This is a genomic window from Chryseobacterium sp. CG10_8 (genome assembly GCF_058117085.1).
Window position 1 is genome coordinate 13,750 of record NZ_JBYVEB010000026.1, and the last position, 20,549, is coordinate 34,298.

Here is a 20,549-nt window from a genome sequence, read left to right on the forward strand (position 1 = left end):
ATTTAATTCAAACTATATTTTTTTTCAAAATCTTGAGTAAGTAATTCGTAAATCACTTTGAACCAAACTAGACAGCAAGGTAAGGCTTTTAAAGAATAAGGAATGATATATTGTTCTTTAACAAATTTTGGAAACAAATCTGACGAACCAAAACAGGTCAGTAAAAGCACAAATACCAGCAATCCAATATCTAAAGGAGTTTTATCCTTCTTCATGAGGAACCACAACATCACACCTGCTACAGCAATAATGAAAGTTGGAGATTCTGAACTAGAACTAAACAACACAATAAACAATAGCGTTGAAGCCAATATCATCAACTGAAACGGTAAGTTTTTATATTGTTGAACTCTTAAATATGGAAGACAGAATAGTACAATTCCCGGAAGAATAAAATACAAACTAGAAATCTCAGGATGTCCAGAAATTCTCCTTACAATCCCCATCATTGAGTAGTCTTGCCTACTGGTTAAAGTATGATTAAGGTCGTCCTTTTCAACCAAGGATTGGTACCAATCTGCGTAAGATTGCAATCCAAAATGCGGACTCGATAACAACATGGGTAACGCAATAAAAATTACGCTTACAACGATGAAAGACAAAATGAACTTCCATTTGTTTTTAACAAAGAAAAATACAGAAAGTCCAGCTATTCCATATATTTTAACAAAAAAACCAATCAGAATTGCTATTACTGATTTGGTTTCTTTTCGTTCATAAACATAAATAGATGAAAGTAAAATTAGTCCGGTTAAAGCTACATTAAATTGCAAACTCACGGCTGCAGTAATGTATTCTTGCAAACACAACCATCCAAAAAAAGCCTTTTTCGCATTAGAAAATGGAAGTTTGTGTATCGCAAAGACAAAAACAGCAACGTTGGCAACATTCCAAAGAACAATACCAATTCCATCTGGTAAAATCGCAAATGGAGCAATCAACACACTGAAAAATACACCGTAATGATTGGAGTCAAAATGTATGTCTGGATATTGTAAATAGATATTGCGCTCTGCAACCGTATTGGTAAATACGTTTCTAAAAATCAAATAATTATTGTACGCCTGAGGCCCCCTAAAATACTTAGAAAGTGCTGTTGCAATGGATACAATAAAATATATCCCAAAAATATATTTGGGATTGGTGATGAATTTTAGAAACGAACTCTTAAACTTTGACATCTTTAGACTGCCACATTATTGTCTCTTAAAGCATCATTAAGAGACGTCTTTTTATCTGTCGATTCTTTTCTTTTTCCAATAATCAAAGCGCAAGGAACCTGGAACTCTCCTGCTGGAAATTTCTTAGTATAACTTCCTGGAATCACTACCGAACGAGCAGGTACTCTTCCCTTAATTTCTATTGGCTCATCTCCTGTTACGTCAATAATCTTGGTAGAACCTGTCAGTACCACATTAGCTCCTAAAACAGCTTCTTTTTCTACATGTACTCCTTCTACAACGATACATCTAGAACCTACGAAACAATCATCTTCGATGATTACTGGGGCAGCTTGTAAAGGCTCCAAAACACCTCCAATTCCTACTCCACCACTTAAATGTACATTCTTCCCAATTTGTGCACAACTTCCAACAGTTGCCCAAGTGTCTACCATTGTTCCGGAATCTACGTAAGCTCCAATATTAACATAAGATGGCATCATAATAACTCCCGGTGCAACATATGCTCCTTCTCTTGCAATCGCATGAGGAACAACTCTCACTCCTTTTGCTGCATAATCTCTCTTCAATGGAATTTTATCATGAAACTCGAAAGGTCCCACTTCTATGGTTTCCATTTTTTGAATTGGGAAATACATAACAACTGCTTTCTTTACCCACTCATTCACTTTCCATCCTTCAGCGGTTGGTTCTGCAACGCGTAATTCTCCAATATCTAATTTCGAAATTACTTCTCTGATGGCTGCTTTGGAATCTTCATTTTGTAACAGATCTCTGTTGTCCCAGATTTGCTCTATGGTTTGTTGTAATGACATCTAATTATTTAATTTAAATTTTAATTATTTACTTGGTGTGCAAATTTACAAAACTCTTCTTGCAAACAAGAATGCCTTGTTCCAATATTTTTCATTTAATGAAGATAAAATCACTCCTTTTGAAGTTGAAGCATGTATAAACACGATTTCACCATCTTTATTAATGGTATGAACGATTCCCACATGTGAAACTTTTGTTCCACCTGAAGTCGCAAAAAAGACCAAATCACCAGGTTTGATTTCCGAAACAGAAATCTCTTTCCCTTGTAAAGCTTGGTCAGCAGACCTACGAGGAAGCTTAATTTCATTCTCCTCATACACTTTACATACGAATCCAGAACAATCTAATCCAGAAGTTGTATTACCACCATATTTATAAGGTACTCCCAGATATTTTTCAGAATCTTGCAGAATAGCATTCATTTCTTTGGAGATATTACCAGAAAAATCAGATTCAAAAGTTTTGAGTCCTTCAGCTTTAGTAACGGTCTTTGTACTCTTTGATGGAGTAACATTTTTTGTACTTCCACACGAGACTAACACTACCAAAACCAAAAAAGTTAATATTATTTTCCTCATTAAATCTCACAATTTTTTTCTTCATTGAAAGCTTCCTCCGTAAAATAAAACTCCAATGTAGAATGCAGTATATCAACATGTTCTAATTCGTGCTTTATTTGGTGACGAATCTTTTCGATTTCCTTCGAATTAAGTTCATTATTAAGGTACAAATGAGCAGTTAAAGCGTTTTCTGTTGTGCTCATTGCCCAAACATGAATATGTTCGACGTCTTTTATTTCTTTAAATTTCAGTATAATTTCTTTGACTTTCTCCATATCAACAGAGTCAGGAACTCCATCCATACTTAGTCTAATACTTTTAGTCAACAAACTCCATGTTCCTAATAAAATGACTATTGCAATAATAATGCTTAATAAAGGATCTATCCAAAACCAGCTGGTGTAATATATTATAACTCCTCCCACCAAAACCCCTACCGAAACTAGAGCATCAGCTAACATATGAAGATAAGCTCCTTTCACATTAAGATCTTTCTCTTGGTCTTTCATAAAAAGCCATGCTGTAATCCCATTAATGAAGATACCTATAAGTGCAACACCTGCAACTATTTTTCCATCTAAAGGTTGCGGATTAATCAGTCTAAAAACCGCTTCATAAACGATAAAACCGACTGCTAAAATCAACAGCAAAGCATTAACTAGTGACGCTAAAATCGTCGCTTTCCGAAAACCATAAGTATATGTTTTTGTTGATTTTCGCTTTAATAACTTCAAGGCAATTAAAGAGATAATGAGACTTGCAACATCGCTCAAATTATGCCCAGCATCAGAAAGCAATGATAAAGAATTATTGAGCATTCCCAAAACAAATTCCACCACAACAAAGCTTATATTAAGCCCAATTCCAATGTAAAATGCTTTGGTTAAGCCTTCTACATTCAAACTATGATGATGGTGTTGATGTTCGTTAGCACCCATTCTAATTACCTATTCTTTAACATCTAATATGGCAAAATCAACTTCTGCATCTAATTTAGGATATTTTCTGTCGGATTGAAAGTATTTGCCAGAACAGTCTATCTCTTTCCATCCTTTTTTTCTTGCCAAATCACCCACTTCCGCAACCATTGGAACGAAGGAAATCTCAGAATCACCATCTTTAATCACCTCTTTATATTGGACAGCTACATCCAAAATACAGTCAAAATCTGTGTTGAGCTTTACATTTCTATAAATCACATCAAAGTGACTTTCTTGATTTTCAGGTATTTGAAAATAATCTTCCCATCCCAAATTACTACCTTCTATTTCTGCAATAGCTTTTAGTCCGTAATAAAAGGCTATAGTGTAGAATCTTCGCGTGTTTTCTCTTTTATAATCGTTCTCATAATGTCCTCCTTCATACAATATCGTAGGAAGACCCATTTTTGTAAAGTTATCACCTGTCGAAGTTGGATAAAATTCGTCGTTATATCTTGCAATATGTTGAGGCATTAGTGGCGTCATTTTCTCCACAATTTTAGAAATTACTGCCATACTTTTCTTTCTATTAGGAGTAATTTCTCTTTCAACATTCTCTGCAGGGGCAAGGAAAGAAAGCGTTGCAGGATGCTCTCGGTCACTAGAAAACAGGGTTCTTTGCTCGTGAAGATTCATTGCATAATCATATTTACCATTAATTGCAATGTTCTTAAGATATGGAAACTCTTTACTAGATTCTCTAAGAAAGTCACGGTTAAGGTCAATATCTAATGCATTTCTCCTCGTCCAAATTTCTGAACCGTCAGGATTAAGCATAAAAATAAAATCTAAGGAAATCTTAGAAAAAAGAGCGTCTTTTTCCTCAGGAAAATCCTTGAGTACTTCCCACATATCCAGCATCGCATGCGTAGCATTGCTCTCATTTCCATGCATTTGAGACCAAGCCAGAACCCTAATAGGACCAGTACCATACGAAAATTTGTATATCGGCTTATCGAGGTAGGAGCGACCTATTTCAGAAATGTAATCGCTGAGATTTCTCTGTAGAAAATCGAACAGCATCTCGGGTAAAATATAACGATTTGGGAAATTAGGATTCTTCTTGTAAAAATTCTCAAAAATCATACAGCACTTTTTTAACTCTGTAAAAATAATTTTTTTTGAGGTTAAAAGCAATTGTTTACGTTTGTAAATTAACTAAACGTGCGAAAATGTCAATTTGTCTGTTGAAAATTTTGTGGATTGAAAATTCTATAACAACAAATCTTATTATGTACATTATCAATTAATTATAATATTTATATCAACTTTTAATTTAGATTTACTTTAACTAGATAGCTCTGTGGAAAACTCCATTTCGCGATAACTTTATTAAACATGAATTGACAGTTTGTATATTGCGTTATTGCATTGTTAACATTTGTAAATGTGAATTTTTCTTACTTAAATAATTCTTAAAAAAATAAAAATTTAGTCAAAATTAAATCATTTAACATTGTATTGACTTAAACTAAAATTTGAATTGAAATTTAGTTGCAATATATAGTGAAGCCCTTTTTATATTATAACAGCCCACAATATGTCATAAAATATCCAATCCTGAGGACGAATTAAGAGGCAATTAATAATAAATACCTTTAGCTTAGAAAAAGTATAAAAAGGTAATTAATCGGATAACTATGCAGTATTATAAAAATGTACATCATTAACGTGGATCAAAAAAAATTAGAGCTATATTTTCGTGACAAAAATAACGAACTAATAATGTGGAAAACCTAAAATATCAACAAGTATAGACTACCATAAATGATCTTAAATATTTGTATCAATTACAACATTTATAATATATTATAAAATCTATCGAAACCATAGCTCTAATTATTAAGTACTTAGAATTTTATCAATTATTTAGAATAGAAATATTTCAGATAATTACCTAGAATTAGAATAATGTTCAAAAAAAAATATCAAGAGTAATCAAGAAAGTTAAAATATGATGAAGAAAGCAAACACAAGAATAGAACAGAGCTTTAAACAATTCGTAAGTAGTTGATTATATTATATTTAATCCTGTTACTTTTGTGAATTTCACTATTTACATTTGTATTTTTACATTTGAAAACAATTTGTTACATTTGTAACTAATAAAAAATTGTTTTTTAACAATGTTAAATGATAGAATTGTAAAAATTATAGAGCACTTTCAACTTACTCCTTCTGAGTTTGCAGAACAGGTGGATGTACAACGTTCCTCTATTTCGCATATCACTTCTGGAAGGAACAAACCTTCTCTTGATTTTTTGATGAAAGTGAAAGAGCGCTTTCCAGACTTGAATTGGGAATGGTTAATTGAGGGTAAAGGTGAAATGCTTCTATCGGATCGAACAGAAATCGAAAATAATGAACCTGTTCAGAAGCCCACCTCTATTCCAGACCTATTCTCCTTAATTGATGAAGATAAGTTTGGAGCAACTGAATCGGAAGATCGACTTCGACCTGAACCCTTGCGAGATTCCCCTATAGCCTCCCCAAGTCCAGAAAAAAATATTTTAAGCGATTCTCAGCGATTAGAGGTTAAGGAAATTCAAAAAGAATCACAAATAATTGATAATCAGCAAAATAAAATAAAGAGGATTGTGATCTTCTACGAAAATGGAAAATTCGAGAGTTTCGAACCTTAAGTCGTATAAAAAGAAAATCCTTTTCAAAAATAATTGAAAAGGATTTTCCATATCTATGAAAATTAAAATTAGTCCACTTGCATTTCAGGAATTTCTCCTTCAACGATTAATTTGGCCTCAGTTGAATTGACGATTTCTTCCACTGAGACTCCAGGTGCTCTTTCTAATAATTTGAGTCCATCTTCTGTTACTTCCATTACAGCAAGATTCGAAACAATTTTTTTAACACAACCAACACCAGTTAGAGGCAACGTACATTCTTTAAGTACTTTGGACTCTCCTTCCTTGTTGGTGTGCATCATTGCAACAATAATATTTTCCGCAGAAGCAACCAAATCCATTGCCCCTCCCATACCTTTCACCATTTTACCCGGAATTTTCCAATTTGCAATATCTCCTTTTTCAGAAACTTCCATTGCTCCCAAAATAGTCAAATCCACCTTCTTACTTCTAATCATCCCAAAACTGAAGGCAGAGTCGAAGAAAGAACCACCTGGAAGAATCGTAATAGTCTGCTTTCCAGCATTGATTACATCTGCATCTTCTTCTCCCTCATACGGAAAAGGTCCCATTCCCAAAACTCCATTTTCACTTTGAAATTCGACCGAAATGTCCTCAGGAACGTAATTGGCCACCAAAGTTGGAATACCAATTCCCAAATTAACATAATAACGATCTTTGACTTCTTTTGATATGCGTTTTGCAATTTGTTCTTTTGTTAACATCTTTTTATTGATAAAGTATTGTTATTAGATATATTGACTTTTAGTAATTTACACTTTTATAATTCCACGAAATCCACGAGCTGCATAGTAAGATTCCGCACCATTATGATATACAAAAACATGATCATATCGCTTGTCTCCAAAAATAGCACCTCCAAGATTCCTAATTTCCGTTGGAGTCTTCAGCCAACTCGATGTTTTGAGGTCGAAATTACCCAAACTTTGTAGTTGATGATACTCTTCTTCCGTAAGAATTTCGATACCCATCTCCTTCGCCATCTCTATTGCAGAATTTCTCGGTTTGTTTTCCTTTCTTTTATCCAAGGCTTCTTTATCGTAACACAAGCTTCTTCTTTCTTTTGGGCTTTCTGCAGAACAATCGCAAAAAATATACGAATCCGTAAATTGATCATAACCAATAACATCAGGCTCCCCTCCCGTTTTTTCCATTTGATAAATAGACCATAGCACAGGCTGGTTATTGTCTAATTTCAGTTGAATTTCTTTCCAATCCAAACCAACATGACGTTCTGGAAATTTCTCGAATCTGACTTTTAGAACATCCAATAGCCCTCCGATTTCTGCTACTGATAGTTCATTATTTTTTGCCATATCTTGAGTTAGTTTCTTTTTCTTACGGTTCTCTGCTCTATCCTTTTTTCAAAAGTATCTCCTTGAAAAATTCTTTGAACCATAATTCCCGGAATATGAATTTCATTAGGATCCAATGTTCCTGGCTCTACTAATTCCTCGACTTCAGCAATGGTAATTTTCCCAGCTCCAGCCATCGGAAAATTAAAATTACGGGCTGATCCTTTAAAAATTAAATTCCCAACGTGATCACCTTTCCAAGCTTTAACAATAGAATAATCAGCTTTGAAAGCGTGTTCCAAAATATGAGGTTTCCCGTTAAATTCTTTTACTTCTTTACCTTCAGCAACTTCAGTTCCGAATCCTGCAGGTGTGTAAAAAGCTGGAATTCCTGCTTGTGCAGCACGACATTTTTCGGCTAATGTTCCTTGTGGAGTAAGTTCTACTTCCAATTCTCCTGATAACATTTGACGTTCAAATTCGGCATTTTCACCAACATATGATGAAATCATTTTTTTGATTTGCCTTTTCTGAAGCAATAATCCCAAACCAAAATCATCGACTCCTGCATTGTTTGAGATACAAGTAAGGTCCGTAACATTACTTTCAACCAAAGCATTAATCGAATTCTCTGGAATTCCGCATAATCCAAAACCGCCTAACATCAAGGTCATGCCGTCTTTTATCCCGCTAATTGCTTCTTGGGCATTCTTTACGCGTTTATCTATCATAAAATTAATTTTTATTGTGCACTCCAAGCTCCGTCTAACGTGAAGGTTGTGCCGGAAACTGTCGTTGCATTTTCTGCTCCTAAAAATAAGGCTATTTCTGCTAACTTCCCAATCGGAACGAATTTTTTTACAGCTTGTTTTTTTAACATTACTTTTTCGACCACCTCATCTTCTGACATACCGTGAGCTTTTGCTTGGTCTTTAATCTGTCCTTCAACCAAAGGCGTTTTTACATATCCAGGGCAAATGGCATTGCAGGTCACGTTGAACGGAGCGCCTTCTAAAGCTAAAACTTTGGTCAATCCAATCACGCCATGTTTTGCGGTAACATAAGCTGATTTGTATTCCGAAGCTCTAATTCCGTGAACGGAAGAGACGTTAATAATTCGTCCAAAATTCTGTTCTTTCATTTTTGCAAATACCGCTCTTGATGCATAAAATACAGAATTCATATTAAGATTAATAATCTGCTGATATTTTTCGATGGGAAAATCTTCTATTGGAGAAACATGCTGTATTCCTGCATTGTTAACCAAAATATCAACTGAACCGAACTTTTCATATGCATAATCAATCATTTCCTGAACACCTTCTGGAGTCATCAGATTGGCGTTGATAAAATCCGTTTTCACATGGTATTTGGTTCCAACTTCTGAAGCAATTTCATTTCCATTGGCTTCAATTCCGTTAAATAAAACGTTATCTCCGTTTTGGGCAAAAGCTTCAGCAATCCCAAAACCAATACCACTTGTACTACCTGTAACCACTACATTTCTTGCCATCATAAAAATTTTAAAAGTTCTTCGTTTAATACATTCGCTTGATCTAATACAATTCCATGTCTCGAATTTTTCACCTCAACAAAATGGGCGTTCGGAAGATTTTCTGTATATTTTTTCTTATACTCAACAGTCGTGTAATCCATTTCGGAACCAATGACTAAAGTCGGTTGCTTTATCAATTCTATTTGATCTCCTAATCCCCAATTCATCAACTGACCGAAGGTATTAAGGTAAGCTGATTCGTCATTTGCGATAACCCTATTTTTAAAATCTTCTCTCCATGCGACTTGAGCATCTTCGGGAAACATTCCATTTGAAATGGTTTCAGCAAGATGAAGAAATCCTTTTTCTTTGATAATTTTTGTTCGTTCTTGAAGAAGGTCAATTCCTATTTCCTTTGCGCTGTTAAAATCGGGTCCTGAGTTAACGATGACTAATTTTTCAACCAATTCTGGATGAGAAATCGCTAACTGAAAAGCGACAGCTCCTCCCATTGAAAATCCAACAAAACTTGCTTTCTTGATGCTCAAAAAGTCTAATAATTGAACAATATCTTCAGTCATTTCTTCGACTCCTTGTTTTTCAGGAATTTTAGTTGATTGACCGTGAGCTCTAAAATCTGGGGCAATTGTTCTAAATTTTTGGGACAAGACTGGGATTTGTAATTCCCAGTCTTGATGAGTAGAACCAAGTCCGTGTAATAATACTACAACGTCCCCACTTCCTTGGTCTTGATAAAATAACTCAATCCCATTAATGCTTGTTAAAGCCATTATGAAAAATCTATTTATTTTTTTTGAAGAAATCGATGTTGTACTTGAACTCTACACTCACAAGTGTTCCGATTACAGGAGATGCCACGAATTCTCTCACTTTAGCATTGAAAAGATTGGTAACATTAGCTCCCACAGAAATTCCGTTGCTGAAATTATATCCTGTGTTTGCATCAACTGTAAAGCCTCCTAATTGTCCGTAGTTCCAAGTTCTTCCGTTTCTTGCATTTTCGATTACATCGTTGGTTCCGTCACCATTTAAATCTTGTGTTTTTGCTGCGATGTTGATTCCAGAAAAGAAATCATACTTTTCAACATATCTTCCGTAAAGCGCTCCGTAAAATTTGTTTTTGTTATAAAGAAATCCAAGACTGAATTTGTTTTTTGGAGTGTTAATTGGTAAATCGGTTTCTAAAACCACACCATCTTTGTTACCATCATTGCTCAAATCATCCTTGTCAATGCTTCTTCCGAAATATGAATAATTGAATTTAGTAGAAAAATTATCTGTCCAATAATAATTAAGTCCTAAATCAAAACCGTACGTTTTAACTTCACCAAAGTTTGAGTATGTTAGTACAAATGCTGGATTAGCTCCTGTAACTTGCGAAATTGGAGTATCGCCCATGTGCGTAACTAATTTTCCTTTTGCAGCGTTCGCAATGTTTAATAATGGTGAGATAAAATCTTTTGAAATATTATAATATCCATTCACATCAACATAAAGCTTATTGTTAAATGTTGCTTTATATCCAGCCTCAAAAGAATCGATGGTTTCTACTTGAAGTTTTTCGATTTTTGTACCGTCAGAAAGGGTAAATCCTTCTCCGTTTCCTAATACTAAACCGCCAAACATATATGCTCTTAAGTTAAGAATTGAAGGAACAGCAATCCCTTTTCCGTAAGTTAAACGAAAGTTTCCGTTTCCAATTTTTTTGGTAAGGGCTGCTTTTGGTAAGAAATTGTTTCCATAGAAATCATGATCATCTAATCTTGCAGCAGCTAAAAGTCCCCATCCTGAAACTAAATCAAATTCCGTCTGTGCATAGAAGCCAAGTTGGTTAACATTAATAACTCCGTCTTGATCAAACAAATAAGTGCCTTTTGAGTTCGCCATATCTCTTTGGAATTGTACACCAGTCGTTAATGTAAAAATTCCCCATTTGTTGTTGTACTGACCTTCCGCATTGAATCTTCGTGAAGCATCTTTGAAGAGCGCACCTCTCTTTAGAGCAACTCCTGCAGTTGGAGAGGCTCCAAACCACTGTTCGTTAAATGATCGATCTCGTGCTTCTTGGTCCGAAAAACCTGCATTAATAAATGAAACGTAGTTTTGAGTTCTCTGGTTCATTGCGTAGGTGTCTTCTGTATTACTCCATGTGTAATAAGAATTTACAAAAAATCTCTTGGCGATATACTTCATTTGAAAAATATCAATCGTCCAATCTTTGATCTGATTTCTTCCTGCACTGGTAACCCCAATCATATTACTGTTACTGTGCCCGTAATATGCGCTTAATTCTGAACTTGAATTAGGTTTATAGAATAGCTTGGTGTTGAATTTGGTGGTGTTAAAATCTCTATCTAAATCCAATTCTGGGTAAGCAGTTGTACCTACATAGACGGAATCATTATATTCAAATTCTGTCCCTTGAGATCTTTCAAAGTTAAGTTTGTATGCGAATTTTTTTCCGATTGGTTGAGCGTGACGCAAACGGTAAGTTAATACATTTTGATTTCCTCCACCTAATGCAAAAGTAGTTCCTCTATACTTCCATGGATCTTTTGTCAATGTACTTACTAAACCGTTATGAGCATTTGGTCCATATAAAGTTCCGTTTGGTCCTAATAAGATTTCAACTCTTTCTACATCATCTTTAGTAATGGTCGACATCGTTCCGAAAGGAAGGCCCGTTGCAATTAAAGAAGCAACTCGGTCATCGTTCATCTGTAAATTTTTGGAATTGAAAGCAGAATTAAATCCTCTCATATTAATCCCTGTTCCAAGAACTCCACTTCTTACAAAGTCAACACCTTTTTGCCTTGCTGCTAATTCACCAAGATTGAAACTTGGAAATTCCTCAATATCTTTAGCGGAAATGACATTCACAGTTGCGGGAACCTCTGTTACTTTCTGAACTTTTCTATTGGCAGAAACAATAACTTCATCGATTCTGCTGGTTTTAATTGTATCGCCTTTTTGCGCAAAAACAGTAGTAACTGTCAGCAAAGCCGAAAAAAACAGTAATTTTCTCATATCTAATTCTATTAATTTTAGTGATACAATTTTAGCACTGTTTTTAAGGTGAAATCTTTGCGAAAGTTGTTTTTAGTGGTGTGACTATTATTTTTTTAAAGTCCCTTTTAAAAAAATAATGATATTACATTTTGAATTTCAATTATTTAAACATAATGCGACTTAAATACATTTGATAACTCTGGAAGGTTTTTAGAAAGTGTTTCTGTGATTTTTTCGTAGAAAAGTCGGTTGGATTCGTTCACTTTGACCTTTGATGTCAATTGCTGAATGTTAGAAATCAATTGTTCCTTCGAAATCGAGTTCTCCATATACAAAGCCAATGTTACTCCCAAAGAAATTACTGGGACATGAGTATCGATTTTATAACTTTCCTTTTCCTTTTCCTTTGAAGTAAGTTGAAATCTCTTTTCAATCTTTAAAATATCAGAATAATTTTCGGTTTTTAATAGGACATCAACATACGACGAAAAGAAGTGATTCCATCGGTATTGCAGGATTTCGTCCTCGTATTTATTGTAAAAGAAAAGACCCATATTTTCGGCTTTTTTGTAAAGTTGAAGTCCAACCAAAGTCCGAAGGTCATTTGACATGAAAGTAATCCGTCGATAACTGTTTTGAGATTCCTCGTAAAGTTTCCTGTAGCTTTCGGAAAGATTTCTTGCCTCTTGATACTGTCCTACTTTCAAATAACTGGAAACCAAATTATTAACGTACATCAAAGTATCCGTATTTTCCTGTCTAATCGATAATTTTCCAAAATAAATGGCTTTGTTAAAATCGTTTTCCTTGGAATGAAGAAGAACCCGACTTCCGTAGTAATTATACAAAAGTCTTCTGCAATACAACTGACCTTGAGAAAAGTACACATCAATTTTGTCAAAAATTTTCTGCAATTTACCTGACTGTTTCGTACTATTATAATGAAAAGCAACAAGGATGAAAGCTTTGTATCGGTTGTTTCCGTTGATTTGTTCGTTTTCAAAAACTTTTAACAGCCATTTTTCCCAATTATTTTTTTTTCTCGGTTTTCGAGGTGTATTCTTCTGTGATTTCTTTGGTAGCAACGTACAATTTTTCCTGAATCTCTTTAGCTTTTAAATAAGCGTTTTCAAAATTTGACAAAAATTCCGAAACGATAGAATGGTCTTCATACCTCAATCTAATCATAAGATAAGACCGATATTCTCTCGCCATTTCGTACAAAATCTGAAAATTAAAGCCAATATTTTTATAATTTTTGATATATAAAAGCATCTCTTTCTCTTCCGAAACAGAGATAATATCCAGCGAAAGTTTTTTGTTAAATTCTAAAATCCACGCTCCAATCTTATCTACGTCACGTTCGTCCAACTTCTTTTGCATCCAATTTTTTACATGATGATATTTACGTTTATCAATCTCACCATCAAAAGAAATTTGCTCTTCGGGTTGAAGAGCATTATGTATGGTTGTCGAAAAAATCAGCTTTTTCTCATCGTCTTGAAAGTTCGCAAGACTCTCGAGATATCTCGCTTCATGTGGAAGAATGGTTTCGGCGAATTGTTGATAGACCTTTAATTTCGGCTTCATTATTATTTAATAAATTCAATAATTGCTTGGTTGACTTCTTTTGGTTTTTCAAATTGAAGGAAATGTCCGCTTTCCTCAAACATTACGACTTTTGAATTCGGAATTAAGGTTTTTCCCTTTTCTGCTACTTTTTCGGTAGTCATTCCGATATGCAAAAATTTGTTAGGAATTAATGCGTCATTTTTCCCAAACAAAATAAGAACAGGCATTTTCAAGTTTGGAAAATCATCAATGACTTTGTCATCCAACATTCCTTTCACGCTCTTTTCAATAGCTAAAGCATGCAAATCAAAATCAGAGGCAGATTTTGCCATTTTCCGTTCAGCATTCATATTGGATGCTTCAGGCGGAGTTTTATAAAAATTGAGATTATAATTTCTTTCAATTTGTTCATCAGAAGTGTTTTTCACTGCCTCCTTTTTAGTAAAAGATTTAATAGCAACACTTTCTGAATCAGAAAATTCTTCAATTCCTGCGGGTGCGACCAAAATTAATTTTTCTACCATTTCAGGATGTTGATTTGCAAAACGAACCGAAGCTTGACCTCCCATCGAATGACCTACCAAAACAATTTTTTTGATGTTTTGTTTATTTAAAAACTCTTCTAAAACTTTAGCATAAAATGTTGGGGTAAATTCTTCAGCTTCTTTATACGATTTGCCATGTCCCGGTAAATCTAAAGCAATACAAGTATAATTGTCTTTTAAGCTTTCAATATTGCGATACCAAGCGTCGGAATTGCTACTCAATCCATGCAAAAAAACCAAAACTGTGTTTCCTTTCCCTTCTTTTGTATAATACAAATCTCCTCCAGAAAGTTCAACTTTTTTAGTTTTGTAATGGTATGTTGAAATGGTTTCGCTCATTGTATTATGTTGTGTTTGGGCGGTGCAAGAATTCAGGAGCACCATCGTAATTACAATATAAATATACTTCATAATTCTTGTCTTGAGTGTTGATTTTGGTATATTCTGTACAAATCTTTCCGAGAAATTTTTCCAACACTTGTTAATGGAAAATCATCAAGAAAAACATATTTCTTTGGCTGTTTGAATTTTGCCAATTTATCTTTTAAAAATTCTTCGATTTCAATAGTTTCGAGAGAAGGTTTCGCTACAATAAAGGCAACTCCTTTACTGCCCCAAATTTCGTCAGGTACAGGCAAAACAAAACTTTTTGTAATTGCAGGATGTAAGTTGAGGACTTTTTCAATTTCTTGAGGGAAAATATTTTCTCCACCTGAAATGTACATATCGTCAATCCTTCCCATCAAATAATAAAATCCTTCACTATCACGATACGCCAAATCTCCTGTAAAAAGCCAACCATCTTTTAACTTATCTTTCGTGGCAATTGAATTATTCCAATATCCAGGAGTTACAATATCTCCTTTGATACATAATTCCCCAACTTCGTTGTCACCAAGTGATTGACCTTGCTTATTTTTAATATCCAAATCGACATAGAAATTGGCTTTTCCAATGGATTCACTTTTTTCTAAAACAACGTCTTGGTGAAGCGAAGTAATACTTGGTCCCGCTTCTGTTAAACCATAACCGGGTCTAATGAAGACGTTTTTACTTTTAATCCAAAATTCTATTGTTTCTTTACTGATAAATTCGCCACCAGTAATGATATAACGCAATGCAGAAAGATTAGAGCTTTTGAAATTTTCTTCCTTCGAAATCATTTGAAGCAGCGTTGGAAGACAAATGAAAACTGTTGCCTTCTCTCTTTCTAAAAAGTATAAAACTTGATTGGCATCAAATTTTTTAAGTATCGAAATGTGACCACCATTGTGAAGCAAAGGGGTTAGAAAAATATTCCAGCCAGAAGTGTGATAAGGTGGTAAAACATTTACCGTTCTATCTTTGGAGGTTAACTCCAATTGCATACTTGTATTGAGGCTGTTCCAAAACAACATTTTGTTGGTGTACAAAACGCCTTTTGGTTTCTTTGTGGTTCCCGATGTATAGAATAAAAAAATAGGTAAGTCTTCGTTGATAATTCGATTTTCTGCTTTAGAACCAATTTTTTGTTCTTTAACCTCATCAATAAAACTGATTAATGGATAGCTTTTGTACAACTCACTAATCAACATTATTTTCTCCTCGAAATGTTCACTGTAAATCAATAATTGTGGCGCACAATCTTTAAGCAAAGACTGTATTTCTGTAGAAGAAAGTCTGTAATTAATCGGAACCAAAATCGCTCCCAATCTTTGACATGCCGAAAAAAGAGCTATTAAAAAAGCAGACTGTTCTGCCAAAACAGCAATACGGTCTCCTTCTTTGATTCTGCCTTCCAACAAAGTTGTAATTTTGTTAGCGTATTGATGCATTTCGCCATACGAAAACTCTTCACCTATATCCAGATTGGTTACGGCAATTTTGTTAGGGATATAATCCGCCCATTTTTTTAACCAATCAAGGCTGTTCATTAGTTATCTTTTTTTTGCCTAAATTATGTAAAATTACAGCCACTAACAAAGAAGTTATAATTGCAATCGCCGCTGAAACTCCCGGATTACCAACTTTACCTTGTGTATAAGGAATTAACTGCAGGTAATAAATACCAAAATGTATAACAATAGCCACAATCGACGCAGTGAAAACAGTCGAAGCTTTAACATTCTTTACAAAAGTTCCGAAGAAAACAGGAACAAATGCTGCCGCAAAATATCCATAAACTCCGTTTTGTCCAAAAATCCCAACACTCAAATTTGGATGCTGAATTTGTTCCCAACTAAAATAAAAACTAACAATGGCTAAAGCGACAATTACAATTTTGTTGATGAACATTCCGTTTTTTTCAACTTTTTCACCAAAAATCGGTTGCAAAATATCTGATGTTACTGTTATAGACAACGATTGAATCAGTCCTTCTAATGTTGAAAGTCCTGCAGAAATTAATCCAACAACTACTACTATTCCCGCTGCTGCAGAAAATCGATTGACAACGTAAGTTGAAATGATTTCGTCCATTTTCAATGGTTTTCCCTGAAATGTTAAATCCGGAAACATGATTCTTGCATACAACCCCGAAATTACAATAAAGAAAAATATTGACATTGATGCAATTGCAAAGAATAAGTAACTATTCACTTTAGTAGGGTCTTTTAAAAGTAAAGACTTTGTCATAATATGAGGTTGACAAACAATCGCGATTCCTACAACCATTTGACAAAAAATTATTTCAAAATAATCTCTGAAGAGAAAACTTTTGGTATTGGTGGTTGTAATTAAGTTTGGGTCTATAAGTTCCAGTTTGGTCATTAACCCTGAAACTCCACCATCTAATAAATTTGAACCTGAAAATATCAACATCAATGCAACGATAATCATAATTACTGCTTGAACAGTATTGGTGTAAACCATTGCATTAGCTCCACCAAACATCATATATCCAAAAACGAAAACGGTAATTCCGAGCAAAACATAAAAAGGCTCTACTTCAAGAGATTTAGAAATAACCTGAGTAAGACCAACATTAATCAACACAATGAAAGTAATCAACAATAAAGCAATTACCGCAAAAAACATTTTATAGGACGAATTATTGAATCGCTTACCAATCCATTGCGACATCGTATTAGCTTTGACGGTTTTACCATAGCTGGCGAAACCTTTTGTAAAAAAATAAGTGAAACAAACGCTGCAAGAGGCAACACAACCGCCATGGAAATAATCCCAGAAACACCGTAAAGTGCTATAAATCCTGGATTAATGATAAAAGTTGCGGCACTTGTCATAGAGGCTGCCAAAGAAAGACCAACTACCCATGAAGGGAATCCCATATTTCCAACTGCATAATCACTAATGCTTTTAGCTTTAAGCGCTCCTCTAACGACAAAAAATAAGATAACAACCGCATAAACAATTAGTACAATACTAATATAAAGAGGCCATTTGTTTGATTGATCCATAAATCTATTTTTTCATTAATAAAACAGGAGCAAATGAATAAAAATTCACCTTTAAATAACATCATTGCTCCTCAAAATTAAGGTATGACTTAAAGATAATTATAATAAATAATCTTAGTCATCGCCTATAAATAAAAAGACAACAAATATATGACTTATCCAACAACAAAACTGAATAAAAAAAGAAATGTACCTATTGTCAATTTATAATAAAAGTTGTACTTTTGCCACCTGTTAATCAACCTCTGACGATAACCGTGAACGTTGTTTAGCTTAAACAATTATTTTTATTAAAAAATGGATTTAATTAAGTACGTACAAGATCAGTACATTACAAAAAAAGATTTCCCTGAATTCAAAGCAGGAGACACAATTACAGTGTATTACGAAATTAAGGAAGGTAACAAAACAAGAACTCAGTTCTTTAAAGGTGTTGTTATCCAATTAAGAGGAACTGGTGCTACCAAGACTTTCACCATCAGAAAAATGAGTGGAGATGTTGGTGTAGAGAGAGTTTTCCCAATCAACATGCCTGCTTTACAAAAAATCGAAGTTGACAGAAGAGGTAAAGTTAGAAGAGCTAGAATCTACTACTTTAGAGACCTTAGAGGTAAGAAAGCGAGAATCAAAGATGCTCCTTTCAAAGTTAAGAAGTAAGAGAATTTCGAGACAACATACAAAACCATCCAATTCGGATGGTTTTTTTTTGCATTATACTTTAATTGGGAATCAGATTGCATTAGGGATACTTTTAATTGATATTTCGTTGTTCTGCCCTTACCTTCTACCATCGGCTTCCTATAGGCCTAAAACTTGATTAAAAGCAACTCCAAGCGATAGATTTTTAATGAGATATTTGATTTTATGGAAATAAACTTCTATTAACTCTTTATCAAAACAAACTATTCGTTTTCTCCACTGTTTTAAATCACTTTTGTTCATTTACTAAGGAACTGGCATCGTTAGCGCAAACCTCCAAAAATAAGCCTTAAAACCGCCTTCATTAGAATATATCACATATAGATTGGAAGGATTATTGAGATGTCACCTATAACAGGTAGCTATACATGTAATTTGGATTATACATGAAAATACAGCATAAAAAAAGACGTTCATAATCTGAACGTCTTTGCGATCCGGACGGGACTCGAACCCGCGACCACCTGCGTGACAGGCAGGTATTCTAACCAGCTGAACTACCGGATCTAGTAGTTTAACTTTTATAAAAAAATTGCGATCCGGACGGGACTCGAACCCGCGACCACCTGCGTGACAGGCAGGTATTCTAACCAACTGAACTACCGGATCAAATTTGTATAAGAACGTTTCTCTTTTTTTGTGATTGCAAAATTACAACTTTTATTAAATCTACCAAACAAAATTTAAAAAAAATGCCCTCCAAATCGGAAGGCATTCATTATCAATTCTATTTTTTTTACAAATGAGCAGAAAGCTTCTCAGAAATCACCTCTTTTGGAGATACTCCGACGATTTTATCTACTACTTGTCCGTTTTTGAAAATTAAAAGTGTAGGGATATTTCTAATTCCGTAATCTACAGAAACCTGTTGGTTATTATCTACGTCAACTTTTCCAACCACTGCTTTTCCTTCAAAATCTTTTGCTACTTCTTCTACAATTGGAGCAACCATTCTACAAGGTCCGCACCAAGCAGCCCAAAAATCAACTAATACTGGTTTGTCTGATTTCAAAACAACTTCGTCAAATGAGCTGTCTGTAATTTCTAATGCCATAATAATTTTATTTATTTTGAATACAAATTTATGTTTTTTACAATAATGTTTCTTCTAATATAACGATAGGTTAAATCAATTATTGAAGATCCATTGCAATTTTTGATAAAGCATCAACAAGCACATCTATTTCGTCCTTTTTTGTCATGTGACTGAACGAAACACGCAGCGGTGTTGTTCCTGATAATTGTTCGTCATCAAGAATCGAAAGTAACACCATTGACGGTCGAGATGCACCCGAAGAACAAGCACTGCCCTGTGACACGGCAATTCCTTGCATGTCTAATTTCATTCCTATCAAGGGATCTACAAACGGCAATCTAAGATTAAGAACTGTATAAAGGCTCTTTTCCAAGTCTCCACTTCTACCATTAAAGGCTACTCCCTCAATCTTTTCCTGAAGTTTTTCGATGGCATATTGCTTAATGGTTGAAATATGCTGAGCATATTTTTCAAGGTTATTAAGAGACAACTCGAAAGCTTTTCCTAAACCGACAATTCCGCTAACATTTTCCGTCCCAGCTCTAAGGCTTCTCTCTTGTGGCCCTCCTGTAATTAGTGATTTTAAACCTGTTGATTTTCTTACAAAGGCAAATCCACTTCCTTTGGGTCCATGAAACTTATGAGCACTTGCCGACGCAAAATCTACTTGAGTCGTACTAAAGTCTAACGAATAATGTCCTACCGTCTGAACGGTATCAGAATGGAAAAGTGCGTTATGTTTTTTACAAATCTCCCCTGTCTTCTGAAGGTCAAGTAGATTCCCAATTTCATTATTAGCGTGCATTAAGGAAACCAAAGTCTTCTTTTCTGATGACATCAAATGATTTTCCAAATCCTCCAAACTCAAATCTCCAAACTCATTAGGTTTAAGATACATCACTTCAATTTTTGCAGTGCTTTTGAGATAAAGAATGGTTTCTGCAACGCACTTATGCTCCAAAGGAGAAGTAATAATACGTTCTACACCAAGATGAGCGACAGAAGACTTCAGAATCATGTTGTTAGATTCTGTTCCACAAGAGGTGAAGATAATTTCTGCGGGGCTAACCTTCATCTCATCCGCAATATTGCGTCTTACTTTTTCGATGGAAATTTTGGCTTCCTGTCCAAAGCTATGTGTGGATGAGGGATTTCCGTAATTGTTTTTGAGAATCGAAATCATTTCGTCAATGACTTCTGCGTCTAATCTTGTTGTCGCTGCGTTGTCAAGATAAATTTTAGCCGTTGATGTGTCCAATGTTATGCTTATTTTAAAAAA

21 protein-coding genes and 2 tRNA genes are annotated in these 20,549 nt (G+C 34.5%); 2 read left to right on the plus strand and 21 right to left on the minus strand.

Going from position 1 to position 20,549, the window contains the following annotated elements:
• Positions 1-2: 2 nt before the first annotated feature.
• Genes AC4AGG_RS06410 through AC4AGG_RS06430 form a run of 5 tightly spaced genes read right to left on the minus strand, consistent with a single transcriptional unit; the run spans position 3 to position 4,623 of the window.
• Entirely contained in the window at positions 3-1,181 is a 1,179-nt protein-coding gene (locus tag AC4AGG_RS06410; RefSeq protein ID WP_489771162.1) for a glycosyltransferase family 87 protein, read from the minus strand.
• 2 nt (positions 1,182-1,183) lie between these two features.
• A complete protein-coding gene (locus AC4AGG_RS06415; protein ID WP_489771163.1) occupies positions 1,184-1,996 on the minus strand; it encodes a 2,3,4,5-tetrahydropyridine-2,6-dicarboxylate N-succinyltransferase in 813 nt (270 codons plus the stop codon).
• A gap of 45 nt (positions 1,997-2,041) precedes the next feature.
• Positions 2,042-2,575: a C40 family peptidase gene (locus tag AC4AGG_RS06420; protein ID WP_489771164.1), complete on the minus strand. Its 534-nt coding sequence runs from the start codon at positions 2,573-2,575 to the stop codon at positions 2,042-2,044.
• Positions 2,575-3,495, minus strand: coding sequence for a cation diffusion facilitator family transporter (locus AC4AGG_RS06425; protein WP_489771165.1), 921 nt, complete (start codon positions 3,493-3,495; stop codon positions 2,575-2,577). Before AC4AGG_RS06425 ends, AC4AGG_RS06420 begins: the two co-directional genes overlap by 1 nt.
• A 9-nt stretch (positions 3,496-3,504) precedes the next feature.
• The gene (locus AC4AGG_RS06430; protein WP_489771166.1) at positions 3,505-4,623 is read right to left on the minus strand and encodes a M14 family zinc carboxypeptidase; all 1,119 of its coding nucleotides are present in this window, start codon (positions 4,621-4,623) and stop codon (positions 3,505-3,507) included.
• 1,040 nt (positions 4,624-5,663) lie between these two features.
• Between AC4AGG_RS06430 and AC4AGG_RS06435 the strand changes: the two genes are divergently transcribed.
• A complete protein-coding gene (locus AC4AGG_RS06435; RefSeq protein WP_489771167.1) occupies positions 5,664-6,179 on the plus strand; it encodes a helix-turn-helix domain-containing protein in 516 nt (171 codons plus the stop codon).
• A 68-nt stretch (positions 6,180-6,247) separates the two neighbouring features.
• Here AC4AGG_RS06435 and AC4AGG_RS06440 read toward each other — a convergent pair whose 3' ends face one another.
• The 12 genes from AC4AGG_RS06440 to AC4AGG_RS06495 all read right to left on the minus strand — a co-directional run bounded on the left by AC4AGG_RS06440 (position 6,248) and on the right by AC4AGG_RS06495 (position 17,535).
• Entirely contained in the window at positions 6,248-6,904 is a 657-nt protein-coding gene (locus AC4AGG_RS06440) for a CoA transferase subunit B (protein ID WP_489771168.1), read from the minus strand.
• A 48-nt stretch (positions 6,905-6,952) separates the two neighbouring features.
• Entirely contained in the window at positions 6,953-7,516 is a 564-nt protein-coding gene (locus AC4AGG_RS06445; protein WP_489771169.1) for a DUF4256 domain-containing protein, read from the minus strand.
• An 8-nt stretch (positions 7,517-7,524) separates the two neighbouring features.
• Positions 7,525-8,226, minus strand: a complete 702-nt coding sequence (locus tag AC4AGG_RS06450) for a CoA transferase subunit A (RefSeq protein WP_489771170.1) — start codon at positions 8,224-8,226, stop codon at positions 7,525-7,527.
• An 11-nt stretch (positions 8,227-8,237) separates the two neighbouring features.
• Complete coding sequence (locus AC4AGG_RS06455; protein ID WP_489771171.1) at positions 8,238-9,008, minus strand: 3-hydroxybutyrate dehydrogenase; 771 nt, start codon at positions 9,006-9,008, stop codon at positions 8,238-8,240.
• The gene (locus AC4AGG_RS06460) at positions 9,008-9,781 is read right to left on the minus strand and encodes an alpha/beta fold hydrolase (RefSeq protein ID WP_489771172.1); all 774 of its coding nucleotides are present in this window, start codon (positions 9,779-9,781) and stop codon (positions 9,008-9,010) included. The genes AC4AGG_RS06455 and AC4AGG_RS06460 overlap by 1 nt, the downstream gene beginning before the upstream one ends.
• Positions 9,782-9,791: 10 nt before the next feature.
• Complete coding sequence (locus AC4AGG_RS06465; RefSeq protein ID WP_489771173.1) at positions 9,792-12,038, minus strand: TonB-dependent receptor plug domain-containing protein; 2,247 nt, start codon at positions 12,036-12,038, stop codon at positions 9,792-9,794.
• A gap of 146 nt (positions 12,039-12,184) precedes the next feature.
• A complete protein-coding gene (locus AC4AGG_RS06470; protein WP_489771174.1) occupies positions 12,185-13,105 on the minus strand; it encodes a hypothetical protein in 921 nt (306 codons plus the stop codon).
• A complete protein-coding gene (locus AC4AGG_RS06475) occupies positions 13,050-13,610 on the minus strand; it encodes a hypothetical protein (RefSeq protein ID WP_489771175.1) in 561 nt (186 codons plus the stop codon). Before AC4AGG_RS06475 ends, AC4AGG_RS06470 begins: the two co-directional genes overlap by 56 nt.
• A 2-nt stretch (positions 13,611-13,612) precedes the next feature.
• Positions 13,613-14,476: an alpha/beta fold hydrolase gene (locus AC4AGG_RS06480; RefSeq protein ID WP_489771176.1), complete on the minus strand. Its 864-nt coding sequence runs from the start codon at positions 14,474-14,476 to the stop codon at positions 13,613-13,615.
• A 68-nt stretch (positions 14,477-14,544) separates the two neighbouring features.
• Positions 14,545-16,050: a class I adenylate-forming enzyme family protein gene (locus tag AC4AGG_RS06485; protein ID WP_489771177.1), complete on the minus strand. Its 1,506-nt coding sequence runs from the start codon at positions 16,048-16,050 to the stop codon at positions 14,545-14,547.
• Positions 16,037-17,197 carry a sodium:solute symporter family transporter gene (locus AC4AGG_RS06490; RefSeq protein WP_489771178.1) on the minus strand — a complete coding sequence of 387 codons (1,161 nt, stop codon included), beginning with the start codon at positions 17,195-17,197 and terminating at the stop codon, positions 16,037-16,039. Before AC4AGG_RS06490 ends, AC4AGG_RS06485 begins: the two co-directional genes overlap by 14 nt.
• The gene (locus tag AC4AGG_RS06495; protein ID WP_489771179.1) at positions 17,137-17,535 is read right to left on the minus strand and encodes a hypothetical protein; all 399 of its coding nucleotides are present in this window, start codon (positions 17,533-17,535) and stop codon (positions 17,137-17,139) included. Before AC4AGG_RS06495 ends, AC4AGG_RS06490 begins: the two co-directional genes overlap by 61 nt.
• Positions 17,536-17,832: 297 nt before the next feature.
• Here AC4AGG_RS06495 and rplS point away from each other — a divergent pair, with 297 nt between their 5' ends.
• Positions 17,833-18,192, plus strand: a complete 360-nt coding sequence (rplS, locus tag AC4AGG_RS06500; protein WP_489771180.1) for a 50S ribosomal protein L19 — start codon at positions 17,833-17,835, stop codon at positions 18,190-18,192.
• A 475-nt stretch (positions 18,193-18,667) separates the two neighbouring features.
• Here rplS and AC4AGG_RS06505 read toward each other — a convergent pair.
• From AC4AGG_RS06505 to AC4AGG_RS06520, 4 genes are all read right to left on the minus strand, one after another.
• Positions 18,668-18,741 (minus strand) — tRNA-Asp (locus tag AC4AGG_RS06505).
• Between the two features lie 28 nt (positions 18,742-18,769).
• Positions 18,770-18,843 (minus strand) — tRNA-Asp (locus AC4AGG_RS06510).
• A 127-nt stretch (positions 18,844-18,970) separates the two neighbouring features.
• A complete protein-coding gene (gene trxA / locus AC4AGG_RS06515; protein WP_489771181.1) occupies positions 18,971-19,288 on the minus strand; it encodes a thioredoxin in 318 nt (105 codons plus the stop codon).
• Positions 19,289-19,367: 79 nt separating this feature from the next.
• Positions 19,368-20,540, minus strand: a complete 1,173-nt coding sequence (locus AC4AGG_RS06520; RefSeq protein WP_489771183.1) for a cysteine desulfurase family protein — start codon at positions 20,538-20,540, stop codon at positions 19,368-19,370.
• Positions 20,541-20,549 lie beyond the last annotated feature (9 nt).

Bases quoted from the DNA above. Each gene is read 5' to 3' on its own strand.
- AC4AGG_RS06410 (WP_489771162.1), bottom strand. From the start codon at position 1,181: ATGTCAAAGTTTAAGAGTTCGTTTCTAAAATTCATCACCAATCCCAAA.
- AC4AGG_RS06415 (WP_489771163.1), bottom strand. From the start codon at position 1,996: ATGTCATTACAACAAACCATAGAGCAAATCTGGGACAACAGAGATCTG.
- AC4AGG_RS06420 (WP_489771164.1), bottom strand. From the start codon at position 2,575: ATGAGGAAAATAATATTAACTTTTTTGGTTTTGGTAGTGTTAGTCTCG.
- AC4AGG_RS06425 (WP_489771165.1), bottom strand. From the start codon at position 3,495: ATGGGTGCTAACGAACATCAACACCATCATCATAGTTTGAATGTAGAA.
- AC4AGG_RS06430 (WP_489771166.1), bottom strand. From the start codon at position 4,623: ATGATTTTTGAGAATTTTTACAAGAAGAATCCTAATTTCCCAAATCGT.
- AC4AGG_RS06435 (WP_489771167.1), top strand. From the start codon at position 5,664: ATGTTAAATGATAGAATTGTAAAAATTATAGAGCACTTTCAACTTACT.
- AC4AGG_RS06440 (WP_489771168.1), bottom strand. From the start codon at position 6,904: ATGTTAACAAAAGAACAAATTGCAAAACGCATATCAAAAGAAGTCAAA.
- AC4AGG_RS06445 (WP_489771169.1), bottom strand. From the start codon at position 7,516: ATGGCAAAAAATAATGAACTATCAGTAGCAGAAATCGGAGGGCTATTG.
- AC4AGG_RS06450 (WP_489771170.1), bottom strand. From the start codon at position 8,226: ATGATAGATAAACGCGTAAAGAATGCCCAAGAAGCAATTAGCGGGATA.
- AC4AGG_RS06455 (WP_489771171.1), bottom strand. From the start codon at position 9,008: ATGGCAAGAAATGTAGTGGTTACAGGTAGTACAAGTGGTATTGGTTTT.
- AC4AGG_RS06460 (WP_489771172.1), bottom strand. From the start codon at position 9,781: ATGGCTTTAACAAGCATTAATGGGATTGAGTTATTTTATCAAGACCAA.
- AC4AGG_RS06465 (WP_489771173.1), bottom strand. From the start codon at position 12,038: ATGAGAAAATTACTGTTTTTTTCGGCTTTGCTGACAGTTACTACTGTT.
- AC4AGG_RS06475 (WP_489771175.1), bottom strand. From the start codon at position 13,610: ATGAAGCCGAAATTAAAGGTCTATCAACAATTCGCCGAAACCATTCTT.
- AC4AGG_RS06480 (WP_489771176.1), bottom strand. From the start codon at position 14,476: ATGAGCGAAACCATTTCAACATACCATTACAAAACTAAAAAAGTTGAA.
- AC4AGG_RS06485 (WP_489771177.1), bottom strand. From the start codon at position 16,050: ATGAACAGCCTTGATTGGTTAAAAAAATGGGCGGATTATATCCCTAAC.
- AC4AGG_RS06490 (WP_489771178.1), bottom strand. From the start codon at position 17,197: ATGTCGCAATGGATTGGTAAGCGATTCAATAATTCGTCCTATAAAATG.
- AC4AGG_RS06495 (WP_489771179.1), bottom strand. From the start codon at position 17,535: ATGGATCAATCAAACAAATGGCCTCTTTATATTAGTATTGTACTAATT.
- rplS (WP_489771180.1), top strand. From the start codon at position 17,833: ATGGATTTAATTAAGTACGTACAAGATCAGTACATTACAAAAAAAGAT.
- trxA (WP_489771181.1), bottom strand. From the start codon at position 19,288: ATGGCATTAGAAATTACAGACAGCTCATTTGACGAAGTTGTTTTGAAA.